This window comes from Asticcacaulis taihuensis, from assembly GCF_900100255.1.
Classification (GTDB): Bacteria; Pseudomonadota; Alphaproteobacteria; order Caulobacterales; family Caulobacteraceae; genus Asticcacaulis; species Asticcacaulis taihuensis.
Genome location: NZ_FMTS01000004.1, coordinates 180766 through 198243, shown reverse-complemented (window position 1 = coordinate 198243; position 17478 = coordinate 180766). Strand labels below are relative to the sequence as shown.

The window sequence follows — 17478 nt, the reverse complement described above, 5'->3', positions numbered from 1 at the left end:
GTCAAATATCAAAAATCCGTGTAAACGGAACCGCCTATTGCAGGCTCCCGTCGTCACCCAATGCCTTGTAGAGCGCCACGAGATTGGTGGCGCGCAGCGCCTGCAGGCTGATCAGGGTCTGTTGCGACGCATACAGCGTACGCTGGGCATCCTGAAGGGTCAGGTAACTGTCCACGCCGTTGTCATAGCGGGCCTGGGAAAGGGTCAGGCTGCGCTGGGCGGCATTGGTGGCGGCGGTTTGGGCGCTCAGGCGCTCATCGATGCGGGCGCGCACGGCGAGCGCGTCGCTGACCTCGGAAAAGGCCGACTGGATGGCCTTTTCATACTGGGCGACCGCGATATCACGGCTGGCTTCGGCGCTCTTCAGCCCGGCGATATTGGCGCCGCCTGCGAAGATCGGAACCGAGATCGACGGCACGAAGCTCCAGGTGCCGTTGCCGGATTTGAACAGGCCGTCGAGATCCGGGCTGGACGAGCCGGTCGAACCGGTCAGCGAAATGCGCGGGAAGAAGGCCGCCCGCGCGGCCCCGATATTGGCGTTGGCCGCTTTCAGGTCATGTTCGGCCGCCAGCACATCGGGGCGATCGAGCAGCACATCCGACGGCAGCCCGACCGGCAGGGCATCGGCCACCTGACCGGTGTTCAGGCCGTCGGGCAGAAGGTCGGTGGTGAGGGGCGCGCCGGTCAGCAAGGTGAGGGCGGACTTGTCCTGGTCGATGACGGTTTGCAGGCGGGCGACATCGGCCCGCGCGGTCTGGGCCAGCACCTGGATAGAGGCGAGGTCGAGATCGCTCAATACGCCGATCCGGGCGCGGCCTTCGGCGATGGTCAGGGCCTCATTGCGGCTGGCCAGGGTCTGCTGCGCCAGGCGAAGCTGGTCCTGGTCAGAGGCCAGGGTCAGCCATTGGGAGGCGACGGCAGCGATCAGGCTGATCTGCACGGCGTTGCGGTTTTCCCGCTCAGCGAAGAAGCTCTCAATGGTGGCATTTTTCAGTGAACGGACGCGGCCGAACAGATCGACCTCATAGGCGCTGAGACCGAGATCAGCCGTATAGCTGTGGCCGTTTTCGCTGCGCGGGTGGCTGAGCGAGGCGTCGATGGCCGGCAGCAGGTCGGCGCGGGCTATGCGATACTGCGCCTGGGCCTTTTCGACATTGAGCGCCGCCACGCGCAGGTCGCGGTTCTGCGCCAGCGCCAGATTGATGGTGGCTTGCAGGTGCGGATCGATGAACAGGTCGCGCCACCGGATCGGCGTGTTTGCGGCGACCGGCGCCTCCACTGGCCATTCGGCGGCCACCGGGGCTACGGGACGCTCATAACGCGGCGCCATGGTGCAGGCCGATAGAGCCGTAGCAGCCAGCAGTGAGATTACGACGGCCTGTCTCATTAGCGGCCTTCCTTTTTGGCGGCGATATCCTGTGGCAGGTTATCCATGCGGAACAGTTTCTGCACCAGCACGAAGAACAGCGGCACGAAGAAGATGGCCAGGAAGGTGGCCGAAAGCACGCCGCCGATCAGACCGGTGCCGATAGCGTGCTGCGAGGCCGAGCCGGCCGAATTGGCCAGGGCCAGCGGCAGGATGCCGAAGGTAAAGGCGAGCGAGGTCATGACGATCGGGCGCAAACGGATGCGGACCGCTTCCAGGGTGGCGTCGAGCAGGGTACGGCCTTCCTCGTGCAGGATCTTAGCGAATTCGACGATCAGGATGGCGTTCTTGGCCGAAAGGCCCATGGTGGCCAGCAGGCCGACCTGGAAGTAGATGTCGTTATCCAGCCCGCGGAACCAGGTGGCCAGCAGGGCGCCGAAGACGCCCAGCGGCACGACGAGGATGACAGCGAACGGGATCGACCAGCTTTCATAGAGCGCGGCCAGAAGCAAAAACACAACCAGTACGGACAGGGCGTAGAGCGCAGGCGCCTGCTGGCCGGATTCCTTTTCCTGGAGCGAGATGCCGGTCCATTCGTAACCGATGCCGGGGGGCAATTGCCCCGCCAGTTCTTCCATCTTTTCCATGGCCTTGCCGTTGGACTGGCCGGTGGCGGCGGTGCCTTGGATTTCCATCGAGCCGGCACCATTGTAGCGTTGCAGTTGCGGCGGGCCGAAGGTCCAGCGTGATGAGCCTACGGCCGAGAAGGGGACCATGCTGCCTTCGTTGTTGCGCAGGAACCAGCGGTTGATGTCCTCCGGCTGGCTGCGGAACGGGGCATCGCCCTGGACATAGACGCGCTTGATCCGGCCGCGGTCGATGAAGTCATTGACATAGGTGCCGCCGAGCGCGGTGCCCAGCAGCGAATTGATGTCGGAGACCGCCACACCCATGGCGCCGGCGCGGGTATTGTCGATATCGAGCTTGAGCTGCGGGGTGTCGTCCTGAACATTGGCGCGGACGTTCTGCAGGATCGGCTCCTTGGCCGCTGCTGCCACTAACTGGTCGCGCGCGTCGGCCAGGCCCTCGTGGCCCACGCCGCTGACATCCTTCAACTGCAAGTCGAAGCCGGAGGCATTGCCCAGTTCGCGCACGGCCGGCGGGATGATCGGGAAGACGCGGGCCGTGTGGATTTTGGAAAACTGCTTGTTGACGCGATCGACGAGGGCAAACACCTTCATGTCGTCGCTGTGGCGTTGTTTGAAATCCTTCATACGGACGAAAGCCATGCCCTGGTTCCCGCCCGATCCGGACCCGCCGAAACCGGCGATGGTGAAGACATAGGCAACCGACGGGTCTTTCTGATAGACCTCCTGGACCTGCTTGAGGACGGCCACCGTCTTGTCGGTGGTGGAGCCGACCGGCAACTGGACCTGGGTCATCAGCGCGCCCTGGTCTTCATCTGGCAGGAAGGAGGTTGGCAGGGTCATGGCCAGGCCAACCACGGCGGCGATGATGCCGGCATAGACCAGCATGAACAGGCCGGGCTTGCGGATAATGCCCTTGACCGATTTCTGGTAACGATGTGCGAAGACCTGGAAACCACGATTGAAGCCGGCGAGCAGCCCCTTGACCTTCACATCCTCTTCTTCCGCGCCTTCCGGTGCGACCGTGATGCCTTCATGCGGCTTCGGGCGACGCAGCAGGGTGGCGCAGAGCGGCGGGGTCAGAACGAGGGCGACGAGCACTGACAGGCCCATGGCCGAAACGAGCGTCACCGAAAACTGGCGGTAGATGATTCCTTGCGTGCCGCCGAAAAAGGCCATCGGCACGAACATGGCGGCCAGCACCGAGGCGACGCCGATCAGGGCGCCGGTGATCTCGTCCATCGATTTTTGCGTCGCTTCCAGCGGCCCCAGACCCTCTTCGTGCATGACGCGCTCGACGTTTTCGACCACGACAATGGCGTCATCGACCAGCAGTCCGATGGCCAGCACCAGTCCGAACATGGTGAGCGTATTGATGGAGAAGCCGAAGACGGCCAGGATGCCGAACGTGCCCAGCAGAACGACCGGCACGGCGATGGCCGGAATAAGCGTGGCGCGCCAGTTTTGCAGGAAGATGAACATGATGACGAAGACGAGCACGATGGCTTCGATCAGGGTCTTCACCACGTCTTCGATCGACAGCTTGACGAAATCTGTCGAGTCGTTGGGGATGGCGTATTTGACACCGGCCGGGAAGGAGGGTTCCAGTTCCTTGATCTTGGCCTTGACCAGATCGGCGGTCTTGAGCGCATTGGCGCCGGTGGCCAGGGTAATCTGCATCCCCGAAGCCTTGTGGCCGTTCATACGGGCGATGCTGCCGTAGTTTTGCGGCCCCAGTTCGACGCGCGCCACGTCGCGCAGATAGACGGGCGTGCCGGCGGCGTTGTTCTTGACGATGATGTTCTCAAACTGCGCCGGGGTCTGAAGCTGTGACTGCGCCGTGATGGTGGCGTTGATCGCGGTGTCCGGCGTTGCCGGATCGGCCCCCAGATTGCCGGCGGAAACCTGGGTGTTCTGCGCCCGGATAGCATTGATGACGTCCGTCGGTGTCAGGCTGAAACTGGCCAGCTTGTCGGCGTTCAGCCAGATGCGCATGGCGTATTGCGAACCAAAGACGCGAGTATCGCCAACGCCTTCGATGCGGGATATCGGGTCATTGAGATTGGAAGCGATCCAGTCTGCGAGGTCGGCGTTGGTCAGGCTGTCGTCTTCGGTATAGAGGGCGATGGCCATGAGGGTGGAGCCCGATGCCTTGTTGACGCGCAGGCCCTGCTGCTGCACGTCGGTCGGCAGGCGGCGGATCACCGAATTGGCCTGGTTCTGCACCTGAACCTGGGCGAAATCCGGATCGGTGCCGGCCTCGAACACCAGGGTCACCGAACCGGAACCCGTCGAGGAGGTCGAGGTCATGTATTTCAGGCCATCCAGCCCGGTCATGCCCTGTTCGATCACCTGGGTCACCGAATCCTCGACCACCTTGGCCGAGGCGCCGGTATAGGTGGCCGAAACCGTGACCTGCGGCAGGGCAATCTTCGGATATTGCTCGACCGGCAGGGTGAAGATGGCCAGGGTGCCGGCCAGCATGATGACGATGGCGATGACCCAGGCGAAGATCGGCCGGACGATAAAGAAACGCGACAACATGAACTATTGCTCCGAAGCGTTGGGAGCGGGCTTGATCGGCTGGGCCTTGATCTCGCCCTTGTCCTTCAGCTTCATGGCGCCTTCGGCGATCACCTTGTCGCCGGCCTTGAGGCCGTTCAGCACCTGCCACTGATTGCCCTGCATCTGGCCCAGCGTAATGACCTGCTTGTGCGCCTTGTTGTCAGCCCCGGCCAGCAGCACGCTTGCCCCGCCCGTCGGATCCAGCACCACGGCGCCCTGTGGAATCAGGATGGCCTGCGACACCGTGCCCTTGACGATGCGGGCATTGACGAACATGCCGGGCAGCAGCAGGCCCTGCGGATTGGCGAAAACGGCGCGCAGCGTCACCGAACCAGTGGCCGGATCGACCGTGACGTCGGAAAATTCCAGACGGCCGGTGAGTGGGTAGGTCGAGCCGTCATCGAGCGTCAGGGTGACGTCCGCATGATCCGGCGCGCCCAGTTCTCCCGATGCCAGGGCGCGTTTGAGCTTCAGCAGGTCGGAGGCTGACTGGGTGATGTCGACATAGATTTTAGACAGATCCTGCACCGTCGCCAGGGCGGTGGTCTGGTTGGCGGTGACGAGCGCGCCGGGCGTGACCGCGGACTTGCCGATCTGACCGGAGATCGGCGAGACGACCTTGGTGTAGTTCAGATTGATGCGGGCGGTCTGGACAGCGGCCTTTTGCAGGGCCAGGGTGGCGGCCGCGGTCTTCAGCGCCGTCTGGGCATCGTCGTAATCCTGCTGGCTGATGGCCTTGATACTGATGAGCTGGGTGTAGCGGTCGGCCTTTTGTTTCGCCGAATCATAATTGGCCTGGGCCTGGGCCTGTTGCGCCAGTGCGCTGTCATAGGCCGCCTGATAGGTGGCCGGATCGATCTGGTAGAGAGACTGTCCAGCAGTAACCTGTCCGCCCTCTGTAAACAGCCGCGCCTTGATGATGCCGCCCACCTGCGGACGCACTTCGGAGACGAGGTACGCTGAAGTCCGGCCAGCCAGTTCCTGGGTCAGGTTGAGGGGCTGGGTATTGACCACCACATAACCTACTGGTGTCGGTCCGCGCGCCCCCTTAGCACCGCTGTCGTCCTTTTGGGCGCAAGCAGAAAGGCAAAGCGTGCCGATCAGGACGGCAGCAATCACGGTAGGTACAGGTTTAAACATCAGGCGCCTCTTGGATACTGCCCTTCTTAACGCAGGCGCGAATGAAATCCGGCGAAAAAAGTGTGGCGTACGGATTCTGGGACAAAGCTAGCCACATGACCGGCAGATGCAAAGGGAAAATTACACTCTACTTAAGCCATGCCGCCTGTTCGCGCCAACGGTCGCGAAGGGTAACCATATCTCGTCGTGCCTGTGTCCCTAATCTACAGCGAAGGTTTTCGGATTCTATAAGTGATTTCAATCCGATTGCAGCCTGCTGCAGATTTGGTTCGGCCCAGTGCGCTGCGGGTCCGTTATATCGGCTTGGAGCTGAAACTAGATCGAAGGGTACGGGCCACGAATTTTCGGGTGTCATGAATTGCATATTGCCCGACCATCCGGTCGCAAGAACAGCTTTGCCTGCCGCCATGGCTTCGGCCAGTGGTAGGCCGTAGCCTTCGCCCCGGTGTAGCGACATCATGATGTCGCAATCGTTGATCATAGCGTCGGTGCCAGCCGCATCGAGCGTTTCGGCGCGTATCTGAATATCATTTCTGCCCGTCACGCGTGTCGTGAGGGCTTCAAATAGTGGATGACTTGTAGATTCCTCAAGCGTCTTTATCGTCAGTTGCGCATTCGTTTCGGGTTGGGGAAACAATGCCAGCCACACATCGATAACGGCTGCGGGATTTTTGCGTTCGAAATGGCTGCGCGGATCGAACATGGTCAAGACCTGTATTTTGTTATCCCAGCGTTTCGACTTTCTGCTCGGCGGAATCTCAACCGGTAAGGCGTGAACCTGGACACGGTCGGAAAGTTGGCTTTGCCCGCAAGCATCGAAGGCACCTTTTACGGCCCCTGCAGCGAAGGCGCTCGGTACCCATATTTCATGAAAATAGGGTGCAAGCGGGACCCATTCGTCTGGTGCGCGGCTACTTTCCCAGTGCCAGATGCCGATGCGATAAGCGTCCTTCCATTCGTCGGGTCTGTGCCCGTAGAACGCCAGTTGTGCCTCTGGCGGATTGACAGTGATCAACCAGACAGGCGCCTTACCAGGAAAGGATTTTTGTGATGTCCGCAACAGCCCATGATCGAATGGACGTAGATCTTCACGTATAACGTCATATCCAAGTTCTTCAAGTCGATTTGCGACTAGCCGGCCGGCTCGGCCTATGCCCAGGGCCTCGTCGAAATAGCCGGAAATGATCATTCGGGAATCTTTGGGTCGGTCCCTTTCCTGGGCCGGACTCCACTTGCGGGAACGGGCAGCGTATTTGATTTTGAAGGCGGCGCGATGACTGGCGTGTAGAATGGATCGCAACATAAAATTCTGTAAAATGGCTCGTCTTGTTATTTGAATTGCGCCACTATGAGTGATGATGACAACGAAAGCAAATACACAGGCGCCGATCGCTGCCGGAGAGAAATTGGATATGGCGCCGCGCGAACTATCGGGGATGTGTCTCTTCCAGGCTGTGGGGGGCGGACTGGAGGTCGAGCTCTTGGAGGTGGAGACTTATCAGCGCAGTGTCGTGTATCTGCGCGATGGCAGCGAGCTTGTCCTGTTCGTGCCCAAAGGGTGTTATGGTATTTGGTTGCGTCAGCTCCACCCGCAGGGGCGGGCCACGCTCAGGATCGTTCAGATGTCCGTCCTGAAGCGGTTGGTTTTTTTTACTCGCAAGCTCTTGAGCCTTTTGAGGAGAGGTCCTGTCCAGGCGGTCACCTCAATTGCCGGTTTCTGGCGGCGCAAAGGGCGTTTGACGGCAGCGAGCTTTGACATCGCGCCTTCAGGCGCTGACCTGCCCGTTGAACACCGCGAATTCTTGCCGCCGATGGCATTGACAGAAAAACCGTCGGTTTCAATCATTATTCCGACCAAGGTTCATGCCGAATTGCTTGAAAGCTGCGTTAATTCGCTGGGCGCCATGGAGGACGCGCAAACGGAACTTATAATTGTGGATAATGGCGCTGTCGCGCCGGACATGCTGCGCGTTCTTGATGATCTGCGCGGACGGGAAAATACACAGGTGCTGCGTCTCGATATCCCTTTCAACTTTTCGCGGCTGTGTAATGCCGGTGCAAGACTGGCCCGGCACGAATGCCTGCTTTTTCTGAATGATGATATCGAAGCGATGGACGCCGACTGGCTGAACGGAATGCTTGGTTACGCGACAAGACCCGATGTGGGTGTCGTCGGTGCACGTCTGCTTTATCCATCGGGCCTGCTCCAGCATGCCGGTATTGCCGCAAATCTGGTGCCTGGCCCGGGGCATCCTTTCCGTCTGGCGCCACGCGACGTTTGGTCCCGCAACCCCCTCATGGCGGTGGCGGGTGAGGTCGATGCCGTAACGGGGGCTTGTCTTATGATACGCGCCAGCCTGTTCGAGGCACTGGGTGGCTTCAATGAGGACGATTTTGCGATCAGCCTGAACGATGTCGATCTGTGCCTGCGTGTGCGCGAACAGGGACTTAAGGTCATATATGCGCCTCAGGCAACGTTGATTCACAAGGAAAGCCAGTCGCGACGCGATGATGACCATCCCGCCGAACGGGCGCGAAGGCAGACCGAATTGAAGGCATTTTACCGCCGTCATGGCGCGGCCGCCCGGCACTCCTGTTTCTATCCGGAAGGCCTGCGCCGCGATACCGATCGCGCCATAAAAATTTAAATAAAAAAGAGCTTTATCTTTAAATGGTGGCGTAGCATGTTCCGCGCGTTACTCATGAAAAAGGTGAATTGGTGGACAGCAAGCGTTTTGAAATTTCCGGCCCGGCCCTTATTCTGCCTAAGCTGATTGGCGACAGCCGGGGCTATTTCATGGAAGCCTTTAAGGCGGACTGGTTTCGTGAGCACATTGAGGATGTGACCTTCGTTCAGGACAATCAGTCGCTTTCGGCGCAGGTCGGAACGATTCGCGGGTTGCACTATCAGAAGGCGCCATTCCCGCAGGGTAAGCTGGTCCGGTGCCTGAAGGGCGCCATATTCGATGTCGCTGTTGATATCCGGCCGGAATCGGACACTTTCGGGCAATGGATCGGCGCAACCTTGACCGCCGAAAAGGGGGAACAGTTATGGGTGCCGGAAGGATTCGCCCACGGTTTCTGCACGCTGGAGCCGGATACGATCGTTTTCTACAAGGTGACCAACCCCTATTCACAGCCCCATGACGCCGGCCTGGCCTTTGATGATCCGGCTATAGGTATCGAGTGGCCGATCGATCTGTCGAAAGCGGTACTTTCCGACAAGGATAAGGTGCAGCCTAAGCTTGCGTCTTTACGCTAGGCGATATATTGGCTGATTGATTGTGCTGGCAGTGGGGGAGCTTTGCGGACCGGAACCTGTGGGTTCAACCGAAAGTTTAATGCGCCAGCTTATGAGGGATGATTTGTGAATGCGTATTCTGGTTACCGGTGGCGCCGGTTTTATTGGCTCGGCGCTGGTGCGTTATCTGGTCAGCGAAGTGGGCGCCGATGTTTTGAACCTCGACAAGCTGACCTATGCCGGCAACCTTGAATCCCTGATCCCGATCGAAGGCGCCAATAACTACCATTTCGTCCAGGCTGATATCTGCGACTATGGCAAGATCAGCGCAACCATCGCCACTTTCCGCCCCGACCACATCATGCACTTGGCGGCCGAAAGCCATGTTGATCGCTCCATCACCGGCGCGAAGGACTTTGTAGAAACCAACGTTATGGGCACATTTTCCATGCTGGAAGGCGCCCGCAACTACTGGAACAGCCTGCAAGGCGAGGCCCGGGCCAATTTCCGCTTTCTGCATGTATCCACCGATGAGGTTTATGGGTCCCTGGGGGCAACCGGTCTTTTTGAAGAGACCACGCCTTACGATCCGTCTTCACCCTATTCGGCGTCAAAAGCCGCTTCGGATCACCTGGCAAAGGCCTGGCACCGGACTTATGGTCTGCCAGTCGTCGTATCCAACTGCTCCAATAATTACGGTCCCTATCACTTCCCCGAAAAGCTGATCCCGCTCAACATCATCAATGCCATGGAAGGCAAGCCTCTGACGGTCTACGGCGACGGCAGCAACATCCGTGACTGGCTTTATGTCGAGGATCATGCACGCGCCCTGCACCTGATTTGTTCGCAGGGACGCCCAGGCGAGACCTATAATGTCGGCGGCCGTAACGAGCGCAAGAATATCGACGTCGTTCGTCGCATCTGCGCCATCATGGATGAACTGCGCCCGCAAAACGCCCCCCACGACAATCTCATCACCTTTGTCACTGACCGGCCGGGTCATGATCACCGCTACGCTATTGACGCGACCAAACTGGAAACCGAACTGGGATGGAAGGCGCAGGAAAACTTCGACAGCGGCATCGAAAAGACGGTCCGCTGGTATCTGGATAACGAAGCGTGGTGGCGTCCGCTGCGGGGCGAGGTCTATACGGGCGAACGCCTCGGCGTCCTGAAAGTCTGATCATATGCGTATTCTTGTTACCGGAAAAGAAGGCCAGGTCGATACCTCTCTGCAGGTGCTGGGGCAAAAGCTAGGCCTGGAGATCATCCGCATCGGATTGCCGGAAATAGATCTGTCACAGCCGGAGTCACTGGAACCGCCTGTCCGCGAGGCGCGCCCGGATGTGATTATTTCTTCCGCGGCCTATACCGCCGTCGACAAGGCGGAAACCGAAACCGAGCTGGCGCAGAAAATTAATGGCGATGCCCCGGGTGTGCTGGCCAGGCTGGCGGCTGAACTGGATATACCGATCCTCCACTTGTCGACAGACTATGTCTTTGCCGGTGATAAGGCGGACGCTTACACCGAAGCGGATATGCCGGCGCCGGTCAGCGTCTACGGCAAGACCAAACTGTCCGGTGAAACACAGATTCGTGCGGCCACGGACAACCACGTCATTCTGCGCACGGCCTGGGTCTATTCGCCCTACGGCAACAACTTTGTAAAGACGATGTTGCGTCTGGGCGAGACCCGGGACGAAGTGAGTGTTGTCGCGGACCAGCATGGCTGTCCGACCTACGCTCTGGAGATTGCGCGCGCTCTGCTGGCTATCGCCCAACAGGTCGTCATCGATCGCGACCCGACCATCCGCGGCACGTTTCATCTCACCGGCCAGGGGGAAACCACCTGGGCTGAATTTGCAACGGCTATTTTCAAAGGCGCCGAGAAGCGCGGTCGTAAACCGGTTCGGGTTAATCCCATCACAACGGCGGATTACCCGACCCCCGCGAAACGCCCGGCCAATTCACGCCTTAATGGTGACAAACTCGACGATACATTCGGTCTGCGCCTCGATCCGTGGCCCACATCGCTCGATGACTGCCTTGACCGGCTGATCGGACCAAAAGAAGAGGATCCTTCCTGATGAAGGGCATTATTCTCGCCGGCGGCAGCGGAACACGTCTGCACCCGATGACCATTGGCGTCTCCAAGCAGATGATGCCTGTCTATGACAAGCCAATGATCTATTATCCCCTGTCAACGCTCATGATGGCGGGCATTCGGGATATCCTTATAATTTCGACACCGCATGATCTGCCCCTGTTTCAGAAACTGCTCGGGACCGGTGAACAGTGGGGTATCAGCTTATCTTTTGCCGAGCAGGCAAAGCCGGACGGTCTGGCCCAGGCATACATCATCGGCGCCGATTTCGTCGGCGGGGAGCCGTCCTGTCTTATCCTCGGAGATAATATCTACTACGGACCTTCACTTTCCAGTTTCCTGGAAGAGGCCGCCACCATTACTTCCGGTGCTAGTGTTTTCGCTTATCAGGTCTCAGATCCGGAACGCTATGGCGTCGTCGAATTTGACGCCAATTTTAGGGCGCTTTCCGTTGAGGAAAAACCGGCAAGACCGCGTTCCAACTGGGCCATTACCGGTCTTTATTTCTATGACCAGCAGGTCGTGGATATCGCCGCCAACCTGAAGCCTTCAGCGCGCGGCGAGTATGAGATCACGGATGTCAACCGTACCTATCTGGAGCGCGGCGAACTGAGCGTGAAGCCCATTGGCCGTGGCTATGCCTGGCTGGATACCGGGACGCCGGACAGCCTACTGGATGCTGCGGAATTTGTGCGTGTTCTGGAAAAGCGTCAGGGATTCAAGATTGCCTGCCCCGAGGAAATTGCCTGGCGAAAAGGGTTCATCGACGAAACCCAGCTCGACAATCTGGCCGTACGTTTGGGTAAGAGCGACTATGGCCAATATCTCAAAAAGTGCCTGGCGAGTCGTTAGAAACGCTCCGTAAGGGCAAAACGGGCTTGATCCCTTTTTGTTGCGTGGTCTATAGAAGTTTAGGAATAAGGATTTGTGATGGACTTGAACGCGATTTCGCTTGAACAGGCGCTCATAGATGTCGAGACTGCCAATGCCCGCGTGATTGATCTGACGCGTCGCTTGACCTCGCTCAACCTGGAGCTTGTCGGACTGCGCTCGGAGGTCGCCTTTCTGCGTTCACGCCAAACGGTGGATGCCCAGACCTCCCAGGCCGACCTTGAAGCGGAGGTTTTCAACCTCAGCCTGGCGCTTCAGAGTGAGCGTTTGCATAACCAAAAAGTCATTTCGGAACTTCAGAGCCGTCTTCTGAGATACGAAAAGGCCGAGCGCGCGTAGTCGCTCCCACGCTTAGCTTTTTCAGGACAAAATCATGGGCACGCGGAAGCCAAAAGTCTTACATTGCATTACGGCCTATAACGGCGAGACCATCGTTCCCCGGGCCATTCACAGTGCCTTGGCTATGGATCAGACTGTGGCGGATATCGACATCCTTATTCTTGATGATTGCTCCCCTCAGCCTGGTTTTAGTGAACGTATCCGTACGCTTTGTGCGGAGTTGGGCATTAACTATTATCGCACGCCTCGTAATCTGGGAATTCCCCGGAACTGTTCATTGGGTTTGCTGGCCGGTCTTAAGAACGGTTATGATTTTGTCACCATTAACAATTCCGACACAATCTTCTCCAGGTCGGTCATTTCCGAGCTTGTAAAGGCATATCGAGCCAACCCCAATGTAGGGTCGGTCACGGCGTGGTCGAACAATGTGTCGATCTATTCGATCCCCAACAAAGATCCTGACCATTTTCTGGGCACACAGGAACGCACCGATTGGTTTGCGAACATCGTTTCCGGCCTTTATAGCGGTCGTGTGATTGATATTCCGGCAGGGATTTCGTTTTGCATTCTGATCCCGACAGACGTTATTGCTGATGTGGGCATTAATGACCCCGTTTTTGGTCGCGGTTATTGTGAAGAAACCGACTGGAGTCTGCGCAGTTTGGCTGCAGGCTATCGTATTTGCCTGGCGCCGGGGGCCTTTACCTATCATCAGGGTCGAGGATCAAACTTGACGGCGGGCCTGGTGACGGGCGATCAGACAACCGTACCGGAAAATGAAGCCATCATAGACATGCGCTATCCGAACTTCCGCAGCCAGTGCGATATCTTCATCTCTGCCAATCCCCTGCCCAAAATGCACCGTGACGTAGCCCGCGCGGTGATAGACGCGGGGCTGAAGGATGTGGGTTATGAGATCAATATCTGCTCACCGGATTTAGACGTTGCTGACGATGCCGTGGTGTCACTGAATTTCAATCCGCACTCGGACGGGGGAAGTGGTACGTTATCCTATTTTGGTTTTCAGGATCAGGTGTCATTCAGCCTATCCGATATTGGCGCATCCATAAAATCGACCTTTGGCAAGGTGCCGGTTCGTATCAATGCCTATGATCGCAGCGCACTGGTATCGACGCTTCGGGAAAGTTTCTCCGAAAGTTATGCCTTGACCCGGCGTAATTACCCAAGTTTGGTTTAGACGGCGCACTCATATGTCATTGCAAGACCGTCTTCAGACCCTTCGTTCACAACTGGCTCAGGCTGCTGAAGTTTTTGACGAAACCGGCTATTGCCGCCGTTACAATTTGCCGGCCACCATCGATGCCGTGCGGCATTATCTTGAAGAAGGGGCCGCGGCGGGGTGTGAGCCCAATCCCTTGTTCGTTGGGGCCTACTATTCTGAAGCGCACAATCTGCCGGTGAATAATGCGCGCACGCCTCTGGAACATTTCATGAGTGGTGGTTTGGCGGCCGGTTTGTCGCCGCACCCTCTGTTCGATGCGGTCTATTATGCCAAGAATGTAGCTGAAGCCGATCGTAGCGGGCTGCCCTTATACCTGCACTTTCTGCGTAAAGGCGTGCATGCGGATTATAGTTGCACGCCGCTGTTTAATCCGCGCTGGTATCGCCAGTCCTATGGCTATTTTCAGTTCGAACAAGTACCGCCATTCATCCACTACCTGACTTCAGGCCGTCGTACGGACAATTGTCCAAATGAGTTATTCGATGTCCGCTGGTACAAGTCGATGTACGGACTGCCGTCCGTTCCCGGTCTCGATTCACTCACGGAATTCGTGTGGCGAGATCATGCCGCCAACCATATGCCCAACGCTCTCTTCGACACCTGGTTCTATAAGGACCAGTATCCGGAGGTGGGCGAACAGGGCGGCAATACCTTGGCGGACTATCTGATTGATGGCTGGAAAAAGGGCCGTTTCCCTAATCCCTTGTTCGATAGCCAGTATTATCTTGATCGCTACGCAGACGTAGCTGAAGCTGGCGTGAATCCGCTAGGCCACTACCTGCACTATGGCTGCCGTGAGCGTCGTGATCCGTCGGGTCTGTTTTCGACGCGCTTCTATCTGTCTCAGATCCCTAATGCGGCGCGAACGATAGAAAACCCCTTGTGGCACTACATGTGGGAGGGCTGCGCACGTGGCCTAAATCCGCATCCTGCCTTCGACACCGCAACCTATTGCAAGACGCATGAACTGACCCGGCATTCCAATCCGCTTATCAATCTGATTTACCAAAAGCGTGATTCCACGGATCGTATTGACGCACCCACGCGGGCCGATGGCACCTTCATTTCGCGAGAACTGACCCGTAACGGTGTCTGGCAGGATGGGTGGTGCGAACGCGAAGTCAGTCTGAGTTTCATAACCAGCACCCTGGCACAGGTCTCGTTCAACCTCTGGTCACCGACGAAGGACCAGTCCGTGCGTGTGGAAATAGAAGGAGAGGCAGCCCGTCAACTGGACGTGCCTGCGGAGGAACTGGTCGAAGTGCGCGTGCCGATCCGTATGGCGCGCCGTAAGGCCACGGTTCGCCTGACTTTCGCGACGGCGCGGCCATTGACGGATACCGATCCGCGTGTTGCATCGGCCCTGATCAAGAATATTCGCATCGAAGCCAACTCCACCATCAAGCCGCTTCGTGAAAAATTGGACAAGGGTCATAGTGTTCATGCAGCCCGTGGCGTCGTGGCGATGACGGGTGACTTGGCGTGGACCTTGCGCTATGCCCGCCATCGTGGCCTCAAAAGCGCGCTTAAAAAGTTTTCGGAAATGCGCCATCTGCGTGCCGCCGAATTCGACATTGATTATTACTTGAAGCAGGCCCCCTTTACGGGAACTCCACGCACAGATCCTGTGCGACATTACGTGCTCTTCGGGGCTGAACGTCAACTTGATCCGATACGTGGCTTCAGTACGCGTTTTTACGTGGAAGCCAATGAAGATGTGCGTCAGGCCGGTGTTAATCCATATCAGCATTTCCTGAAATATGGGCAGGCCGAGGGCCGCCGGTCGGAACCCTCCGATCCGTCAAAAAAAAAAGTGACCAACTGAGTATATCCATTGATGATCGGGCCAAGGTGCCATGGCCAGCGAAGGTGCCCTCCCGATCGTCATCGCCCAGTCCCTATGATCATCGCCCCGATGATCTGGTTGTGGCGGAGGCTAAACGTGGCGAGGCCTTTCTCAAAACTTTTCGGCTTTTGTCGAGCCGTCCCGACTTTTCTGGCGCGGTAGACGAAATCAACCGACTGACGGCGAGCCGTCCATCCGGACTTGCGCCACGCGCAAGCATTGTGATCCCCGTATACGGACAGCTTGGCTATACGCTCAATTGCCTGCATTCTCTGGTTCCGGATATTGTGCGTGGCGATGTCGAGGTGCTGATTGGCGACGATGCTTCGCCGGACGGCTCGGCCCGCTGGTTGGCAGGTCTCCACCACATCCGCTATATACGTCACGAGACCAATGGCGGATTCATTCGCAACTGCAATCTGACGGCCTCTGAGGTCACCGCGCCATATATAGTTCTGCTGAATAATGACACGCGCGTTGTACCGGGCTGGCTCGACGCAATGCTCGAAAGCTTTACCTTGTTCACGGATGCCGGTCTCATTGGCGCCAAGCTCTTTTATCCGGATGGTTCGCTGCAGGAAGCCGGAGGCATCGTCTGGCTGGATGGATCGGCCTGGAACTACGGGCGCGATGACGATCCGAACCGGCCGCGTTATTGTCATGCGCGCCGTGTCGATTATGTCTCCGGTTGTGCCATCGCTCTGCCGATCGACGATTGGCGTGTTCTGGGTGGTTTTGATTCGCTCTACACGCCGGCTTATTACGAGGATACCGACATTGCCTTCCGTTTGCGCCAGGGGGGACGCAGCACATGGATGCAGCCGCTGGCCCGGGTCATACATTATGAAGGCATGACCTCGGGCACCGATTTGACCTCTGGCGCTAAGGCGTACCAGGTGCAGAACAGTCAAAAGTTCCGGCACCGTTGGGCGCCCACCCTGGCCAGCCATCGCAAAAACGGGGTTGATCCGTGGCTGGAACGAGATCGCGACACGAAGAAGCGTGTTCTCGTTATCGACACGGTGAATCCCACGCCGGATCAGGATGCGGGTTCGGCAGCAACAGTCGCGCTGATCAGAGCCTATATAGCCCTTGGGTATCATGTGCTCTTCGTGCCTGAGGATAACTTCCTCTACGATCCACAGGCGACCACGGAATTGCAGCGCATCGGTGTTGAATGTCTGTATGCGCCTTACGAAAATTCTTTGACCACGCTCCTGACGCGCTATGGGCCCTATTTATCAGTGGTGCACCTCATTCGCCCGGAAACCGCCAAGCGTGCACTGGACCTGGTCAAGACCTATGTTCCTCAGGCGCGTCTCATCTATCTCAATGCCGACCTGCATTTCCTGCGGCTGGAGCGTCAGGCGGAGGTAGAAGGGCGGCGTGAGCTTCTGGCTGAAGCCGGGCGGATGAAGGAGGTAGAACTGGGGATAACCTCGCGTGTAGACACCACCTTCGTCCATTCCCACATGGAGCGGGACCTGCTGAGTCAGATGGTGCCGATGGCTCGGGTCGAGGTTATGCCTTTGATTCACACGCTCGTTGGCCGTCAGTCATCATTCACGGAGCGGCAAGACGTAATGTTCCTCGGCGGTTATAATCATCCGCCCAATGTCGATGCCGCCTTGTGGCTGATTGATGGCATCTGGCCATCGGTCGCCGAGGCCTGTCCTCAGGCGCGATTGCTGATTGTGGGGGCGAATCCACCGCAAGCACTGCTCGAAAAAGCCTCTGACCGGGTGATCGTCACGGGCCGGGTGGATGACCTTGCCCCCTGGTTTGAACGCACACGCGTTTTCGTGGCGCCGTTGAGATACGGCGCCGGCGCTAAGGGCAAGGTCGTTACGGCAATGGCCCACGGCGTACCGGTTATCGCCAGCCCGATTGCAGCTGAAGGCATGGGCTTTGTGAAGGGCCGCGATCTGTTGGTCGCTGAAACCCCCGTTGATCTTGCCGAGAGCATCGTCTCGCTTTACAACGGACCCGAAACCGAGTGGTTGCGTTTAGCAGACAATGGGTTGAACCGTGTCCGCGACGGCAATGGTTTGGATGCGGTTGTGGCTGCCTTGGAAGCTGTTTTGAATCGACCCTAA

The 17478-nt window shown here is 58.0% G+C and carries 13 protein-coding genes; 9 read left to right on the top strand and 4 right to left on the bottom strand.

Annotated features, from left to right (window positions below):
• Positions 1–34 precede the first annotated feature (34 nt).
• From BLO49_RS11850 to BLO49_RS11835, 4 genes are all read right to left on the bottom strand, one after another.
• The gene (locus tag BLO49_RS11850) at positions 35–1387 is read right to left on the bottom strand and encodes an efflux transporter outer membrane subunit (RefSeq protein ID WP_090648738.1); all 1353 of its coding nucleotides are present in this window, start codon (positions 1385–1387) and stop codon (positions 35–37) included.
• Positions 1387–4557 (bottom strand): efflux RND transporter permease subunit, encoded by a 3171-nt coding sequence (locus BLO49_RS11845; protein WP_090648737.1) that lies wholly within the window; start codon positions 4555–4557, stop codon positions 1387–1389. Before BLO49_RS11845 ends, BLO49_RS11850 begins: the two co-directional genes overlap by 1 nt.
• Before the next feature lie 3 nt (positions 4558–4560).
• Positions 4561–5718 (bottom strand): efflux RND transporter periplasmic adaptor subunit, encoded by a 1158-nt coding sequence (locus BLO49_RS11840; protein WP_090648734.1) that lies wholly within the window; start codon positions 5716–5718, stop codon positions 4561–4563.
• Between the two features lie 127 nt (positions 5719–5845).
• Positions 5846–6907 carry a glycosyltransferase gene (locus tag BLO49_RS11835; protein WP_090648730.1) on the bottom strand — a complete coding sequence of 354 codons (1062 nt, stop codon included), beginning with the start codon at positions 6905–6907 and terminating at the stop codon, positions 5846–5848.
• Between the two features lie 169 nt (positions 6908–7076).
• Here BLO49_RS11835 and BLO49_RS11830 point away from each other — a divergent pair, with 169 nt between their 5' ends.
• The 9 genes from BLO49_RS11830 (at position 7077) to BLO49_RS11790 (ending at position 17478) form a co-directional block, all read left to right on the top strand.
• Positions 7077–8366 (top strand): glycosyltransferase family 2 protein, encoded by a 1290-nt coding sequence (locus tag BLO49_RS11830; protein ID WP_170828317.1) that lies wholly within the window; start codon positions 7077–7079, stop codon positions 8364–8366.
• Between the two features lie 68 nt (positions 8367–8434).
• A complete protein-coding gene (gene rfbC / locus BLO49_RS11825) occupies positions 8435–8980 on the top strand; it encodes a dTDP-4-dehydrorhamnose 3,5-epimerase (protein WP_415500242.1) in 546 nt (181 codons plus the stop codon).
• A gap of 109 nt (positions 8981–9089) precedes the next feature.
• A complete protein-coding gene (gene rfbB, locus BLO49_RS11820) occupies positions 9090–10142 on the top strand; it encodes a dTDP-glucose 4,6-dehydratase (RefSeq protein ID WP_090648724.1) in 1053 nt (350 codons plus the stop codon).
• A gap of 4 nt (positions 10143–10146) precedes the next feature.
• Positions 10147–11046, top strand: a complete 900-nt coding sequence (rfbD, locus tag BLO49_RS11815; RefSeq protein WP_090648722.1) for a dTDP-4-dehydrorhamnose reductase — start codon at positions 10147–10149, stop codon at positions 11044–11046.
• A complete protein-coding gene (rfbA, locus tag BLO49_RS11810; RefSeq protein ID WP_090648719.1) occupies positions 11046–11915 on the top strand; it encodes a glucose-1-phosphate thymidylyltransferase RfbA in 870 nt (289 codons plus the stop codon). Before rfbD ends, rfbA begins: the two co-directional genes overlap by 1 nt.
• 78 nt (positions 11916–11993) lie before the next feature.
• On the top strand, positions 11994–12293 hold the full coding sequence (locus tag BLO49_RS11805) for a hypothetical protein (RefSeq protein ID WP_090648717.1): 300 nt from the start codon (positions 11994–11996) through the stop codon (positions 12291–12293).
• 34 nt (positions 12294–12327) lie between these two features.
• Positions 12328–13491 (top strand): glycosyltransferase family 2 protein, encoded by a 1164-nt coding sequence (locus BLO49_RS11800; RefSeq protein WP_090648714.1) that lies wholly within the window; start codon positions 12328–12330, stop codon positions 13489–13491.
• 13 nt (positions 13492–13504) lie between these two features.
• Positions 13505–15361 carry a hypothetical protein gene (locus BLO49_RS11795; RefSeq protein ID WP_090648711.1) on the top strand — a complete coding sequence of 619 codons (1857 nt, stop codon included), beginning with the start codon at positions 13505–13507 and terminating at the stop codon, positions 15359–15361.
• Between the two features lie 101 nt (positions 15362–15462).
• Positions 15463–17478, top strand: a complete 2016-nt coding sequence (locus BLO49_RS11790; protein ID WP_139159679.1) for a glycosyltransferase — start codon at positions 15463–15465, stop codon at positions 17476–17478.